Origin of the sequence: Bacillus sp. S4 (assembly GCF_040838205.1) — a bacterium.
Classification (GTDB): Bacteria; Bacillota; Bacilli; order Bacillales; family Bacillaceae_G; genus Bacillus_A; species Bacillus_A cereus_U.
Genome location: NZ_JBFPJI010000215.1, coordinates 1 through 5,684 on the forward strand (window position 1 = coordinate 1; position 5,684 = coordinate 5,684).

Here is a 5,684-nt window from a genome sequence, read left to right on the forward strand (position 1 = left end):
GATAAATAGAAATAATAGGTCCTATACTAGTTCCTAAAAATAAAATGAAAGTATAAATAGAAACTGCTATTCCCCTTGATTTTCCTCCTAATTGGCTGACAAGAGAAACTAAAGACGGAACGGATATAGCAATACCTATTACAAAACAGACGCTCATCATTACAAGTAGCGGCAGGTTCGAAATAAAGCCCATTGAACTTAGACTAAAAATAGAGACCAACAATCCGCCTTGAAGAACTTGCCTTACTTCGAACCTCTTTGTTAAGCGACCCGCAAGTGGTGACAGCAACATACCAAATAGCCCTGCTAAGCGAAAATAAAGAATTTGTTCTGGAGTTAAATTGTAAGTAGGAGAGCTCAAATAATTCCCTAAAACAGTATACATATTAACAAAAGCCATTAATAAAACAAAAGCAATCATATAGCTCAATACTAAGCTTTTATGTGTAAAAACTTTACCCATCTGTTTAATTGGTCCCAAAATATCAGTATAGGATTGAGACGTTTCCCCTTTCGGAAGAGAATAATGAATCCATACAGCAGTAATGATATAGACAATACTAAGAAGAAAGAACACCATATGCCATCCAAAATGCTGACTAACAGCTGTACTTATTACTTGCCCTGCAATTCCAGCTACTAAAAAACCGGTACTAACAAATCCTATTGTTGTAACCTTTTTTTCTACTGGAAACATTTCTACAACGTAAGCCAACGCTACTGGAGAAAATGTAGCTGCTGCTATCCCCTGTAATCCTCGAAGAATAACAAACCAAAATAAACTATCGACAAACCCTAATAAAAAAGAAACAATCGACAGCGCAAGTAATCCGATAAAAATCACTTTCTTCCGCCCATATTTATCAGAGATTGCCCCAAATAACAAACAACCTATAGCAAAGCCTACAGAAAATATACTGCCTGTAGCCGCAGATTGCGCTAATGAAACCTTAAAAAGGTCTGAAAATAGAGCATTTAAAGGAATCGCCACATATAGGCTGGACATAACTACCATACCTGCCCAACATAACACCGCTGTCATTACTGCATAATTCCTTTCACTATTTACTTCTTTTGATATTTCCATCATAAAATCTCCCCCTTACAATGATTTTTCCCATCGGTTTAAAACATCTGAAGCAAATTACTCAAAATGACATTCCTTCAATACTCACTTAATTTGTTTACGTTAAAAGACATATCACCACCTTGATCAAATTAGCTAAACATATAATAAGGTAACCTAATTATATGTTTAAATAAAAAAGTCGACTCTCACAATCAACTTTTTTATCTACCTTCTCCTAATTTCACCTGCATAGTTACTTGCATTTTATTTAATAGCTTCTCTAAAACTTGACGCTCTTCTTGATTAAAGTCATCAACTAACGAAGCGCAAGATAACCAAAAAGTTGGTAAAGAATGCGTAACTCGTTCTTTCCCTTTTGGAGTAATTTTCACCTTTAATCTTCTTCGATCTTCAGAATGATGGAATCTTACGATTAACTCTCGTTTCTCCATCCAATCTAATAAGCCAGTGACAGAAGCACGTGTAATCCCTAATCGACTCGCAATATCCGAAGGACTCATGTTCACTTCTTCCCCATTCGATTCCATTTCACGCAAAATAAATAACAGTAAAAAATCTAATTTACTTTCCGAAATACCAAGCGGAGCTAAATCTACGTCAACAGCATCAAGAACATTATCAGACGTCCATAACATTAACAAACCAAGTTTTGCTGCGATTGGATCCGTATCCGCTGATGCTGTCTTTTTTATTAACTCTGCATAAGGCTCAATCCCTAAAGGAAGAGCACCTTTTTTTGAATCCATTCATTTTCACTCTCCTTCCTTTCATTTAATTAGCTTACCTAACTACTTTTCATTATACTCATTTCCTTCCTTTTATTGCAAGAATATTATTAGACAAAAAAATCCTGTTATTAAACAGGCTCTCTCTGCACTGACTAGCTATTATTTTTAAATAATCCCAAACTCTTTTAAAGCAAAAGAAATACCACCTTCACTTGATTTCCTTGTAACGAAATCTGCTCTTGTTTTTAACTCTTCTCCGCCATTCCCCATCGCAATTCCCAGTCCTACATACTGTAACATCTCAACATCATTTCCACCGTCACCAAAAGCAATTGCTTCTGATTTACAAATTTCCAGATGTTCCAATACCTTTTGAATTGCAGTTAGCTTCACAACTTTGTACATACCCTCTTACAATCCATCCAAATGATTTGTATCATTTATAAAATGAACAGTTTTCTGTTTATCCGTAAGTTCAATCAAACTAATACCCGTATCTCCCATTTTAAAATAATAGTCCATACTAATTGGCATTTGGAAAAATGCTCGTAAAATACTATTTATTACACCACCGTGTGCAACAATTGCAATCCGATCATATGTATTTTCTGTCACGATTTTAGAAAAGATTCCTTCTATTCTCATTCTAAATTCAATAAATGATTCCCCGTTTTCAAACCGGTCATGAAGAAACTTTGGCTCTGGATATTTTTTTGCTTCCTCAAATGATAAACCTGCTTGCACTCCATTATTGAACTCCATTAATTCCTCTTCTAATTGAATTGGGCACTGAATCGCTTCAGCTAATGTTTCAGCCGTTTCTCGAGCACGTTTTAATGTGCTTGCCCAAATGAAATCTGGCAGAAAGTCCGCTTTCACTTTCTGTACAAGTCTTTGTACTTGCTGTCTTCCCTTTTCTGTTAATTCAAAATCAGCTCGACCTTCATGTACATTTAAAATATCAGCTTCTGATTCACCGTGACGTATTAATAGTATTTGCATGTCTATCCCACTCCTCGTTCAATATTCGCAAAATTCTATCATATCATATTTTAGGATTTCAAAAATAAAAAAGGAACGGTTTCCCGTTCCTCACCCATTCACTTTCTCTGCATCATTCCAATAATACTTACTAAACGCTTCCGTTAACACATCAATTGTGTTATATAATTCATCTAACGTATTATCAACACCACCAACTTCAATTAACATCGCATTTTTAGATAAATCTTGGTTATAAACGCCATTTCCATCTTTTTTATACTTCGGAAAGATCCCTCTACTTAATCCGTAATAGTTTTCATCTAAATAACTATTGATTGCCCTTGCAATTTTTTCATTTTCAGCACGCCCTTCATTTTCCATCCCAATTATAAAATATAATCTTGCATACGATTTTCCGTTAATTACTTTTGTTGTTACCTTCTTCCGCTGATCATCACGGTGTATATCAATCGGAAACGCAATTTTATTATTTTGTGCTAATGTTTCTTTTACATATCCATGAGACGCTTTATATGATTGCGGCCATTTCCATTTTTTACTCGCTAATAAATCCCCCATATTCGTTTTATCATGAATTACCGGAATTCCTTGTCCTTCAAGTTGTTCTTTCATACGTTTCCCTAGTAAGGACACATTTACATCCGGACTTGATGGATCGGTAGCCCCTGGTAATAACGGAAAGAAGGATTCCCAGCTATGTGTATGATAAATGTATACTGCGCTTTCTCCTTTTTTCGTTCCGTTCTTTTTCTTGATTGGATTATTCTTTTCCGCTTCTGTAACTTTATCTTTTGCTACTTCTCGCTCTTTCGTTACTTCTTCAATCGGTACACTAGATTCATTTGGGATATTCGTAAAGTTTGTCCCTTCTCCAGCTACGATAATGTTAGAGTAATACTTTGACATACCAGGTACTTCTTTACCGACAAACGTTCTCAAATCTTTTATTTTTAAATCTGTCGCAATAGAGAACATTAAATTCCCAACCGATTCTCGTTTATTTTGCTTAAAATAATCAAATCCATAATAGCGATTCTCACTTTCTATCATTTGAACAAAACCTTGCATAGATACTTTTCCAAACCATTGATTCGCATAATTCGATTTCATTGTATGTAAAAGTGACGTCAAAATCGACGCAATAATAATTACTATTAGTGCATATAGAAAGAGTAACGAAACTAGTTTTTTCCCATGTATACGAGTAGCATACTTTTTCACTGTATCACCTTCTTTATACATGGATATGTACAAGCCTTTCGCAATATACGCACAAAAAAGAGAAATGGCATCCCATTTCTCTTCCTCACTCTGATAGTTATTTTTCTGTATCTGACGAAGGTAATTTCTTCGCTTGTTTCTCTTTAAAAATTTCCCCAATAGCACCAAGAGTACCAAGTGTTTCAATTGCATTAGACGGAATAAAGACTTTATTTGCTGGTCCTTTTGCAACCTCAATCAATGATTCAAATGATTTATAAGCAAGTACGCGCTCATCTAAATCTGCTGCGCGAAGTAATTCAATTCGATTTTGTTCTGCTTTTGCGATTTCCTCAATCGCTCTTGCTTCCCCTTGCGCTTCTAATTCTTTTGCTTCTTTTAAACCTTCAGCTTCTCGAATACGCGCTTCTTTATCCCCTTCAGCCATTAAAATTTTACTTTGTTTTTCCCCTTCAGCACGAAGGACTTTATCTTGTTTCGCTGCTTCAGCTTCTAAAATGATCGCACGTTTATTACGTTCTGCTTTCATTTGTTTTTCCATTGATACTTGCACATCTTTTGGTGGGTTAATATCGACTATTTCGACACGCTCAATACGAACGCCCCATTTTTCTGTCGCTTCATCAAGTGCTAAACGAATTTCTGTTGAAATTTTTTCACGACCTGATAATGTTTCATCAAGCTCCATTTTACCAATAATTTGTCGCATTGTTGCAGATGTAATATTACGAACACCATATTCATAGTTTGAAATACCATATGTCGCAAGCTCTGGTTCAACAATTTGATAGAAAATAATTGTATCAATTTCTACTTGTACATTATCTTTCGTAATTACCTTTTGTGGTGGTACATTCGTTTGTTGAATACGCAAATCATGATATACACGAACACGATCTACAATTGGGATTAAAATATTTAATCCTGGGTGCATAATCCGTTGAAATTTACCAAACCTTTCAACAACCCCAACTTTTTGCTGCGAAATAATTTTAATCGTCAATGCAATAAATACAACGACAATCAATGCGAAAATAATCGTTAACGTTAATGCTACTGCCATATTTATTCACTCTCCTTTTTCACTTGTAAAATAGTACTATGCCTCTTTATAACAACGACTTTTTCTCCAGCATCAATAGGAGTATCCGAAATAGCTGTCCAAGTATCTCCATCCACTTTCACAATACCGTTCACTTCACTTGTAATCGCTTGCATAACAATTCCATTTTTACCAACCAGTTTATCTACTGTATCAGTAAAACCTTTTGCTTCTCGAAAGTTTTTTGAAATTCTTTTCGTAAAGAAAGTCAATGTTAAACTTACAATCGCCCCAACAACAACTTGTAAGAATAGTGCATCAGGAGCAAACAAAGCAATAAGACCTCCGACAACAGCTCCAATTCCAAGCCAAAGCATGTAAAAAGTAATCGACAACATTTCTGCAATAAATAAAATACCCGCTATTATAAACCAAATCACCCATCCAGCCATATGCAACCCTCACTTTCTTTCTCATTTTCTATATGTATATGAAGAAAAGAATGGTTTATCCGCCCTTTCTCATAGAGGGGCGTTTGCTACAAGCTATTATATATATTCGCTGTTACAACAAGCATTAATAAAATACTATATTAATA

The 5,684-nt window shown here is 35.1% G+C and carries 6 protein-coding genes and 1 pseudogene; all 7 read right to left on the bottom strand.

What is annotated here, in order from left to right; genetic code table 11:
* Nucleotides 1–1,087: MFS transporter (locus tag AB3X48_RS16660; protein ID WP_367959746.1), on the bottom strand; the 1,087-nt coding region annotated here is incomplete at its 3' end.
* A gap of 203 nt (nt 1,088–1,290) precedes the next feature.
* Nucleotides 1,291–1,836 (bottom strand): MarR family winged helix-turn-helix transcriptional regulator, encoded by a 546-nt coding sequence (locus tag AB3X48_RS16665; protein ID WP_002158132.1) that lies wholly within the window; start codon nt 1,834–1,836, stop codon nt 1,291–1,293.
* A gap of 147 nt (nt 1,837–1,983) precedes the next feature.
* A pseudogene (locus tag AB3X48_RS16670) lies at nt 1,984–2,217 on the bottom strand (HAD-IIB family hydrolase); the annotation flags it as partial.
* 12 nt (nt 2,218–2,229) lie between these two features.
* Complete coding sequence (locus AB3X48_RS16675; protein WP_016104633.1) at nt 2,230–2,820, bottom strand: histidine phosphatase family protein; 591 nt, start codon at nt 2,818–2,820, stop codon at nt 2,230–2,232.
* Between the two features lie 90 nt (nt 2,821–2,910).
* Nucleotides 2,911–4,044, bottom strand: a complete 1,134-nt coding sequence (spoIIP, locus tag AB3X48_RS16680) for a stage II sporulation protein P (protein ID WP_308033445.1) — start codon at nt 4,042–4,044, stop codon at nt 2,911–2,913.
* Between the two features lie 97 nt (nt 4,045–4,141).
* Nucleotides 4,142–5,107 (bottom strand): SPFH domain-containing protein, encoded by a 966-nt coding sequence (locus AB3X48_RS16685; protein ID WP_002158136.1) that lies wholly within the window; start codon nt 5,105–5,107, stop codon nt 4,142–4,144.
* A gap of 2 nt (nt 5,108–5,109) precedes the next feature.
* A complete protein-coding gene (locus AB3X48_RS16690; RefSeq protein WP_002158137.1) occupies nt 5,110–5,538 on the bottom strand; it encodes an NfeD family protein in 429 nt (142 codons plus the stop codon).
* Between the last annotated feature and the right edge of the window lie 146 nt (nt 5,539–5,684).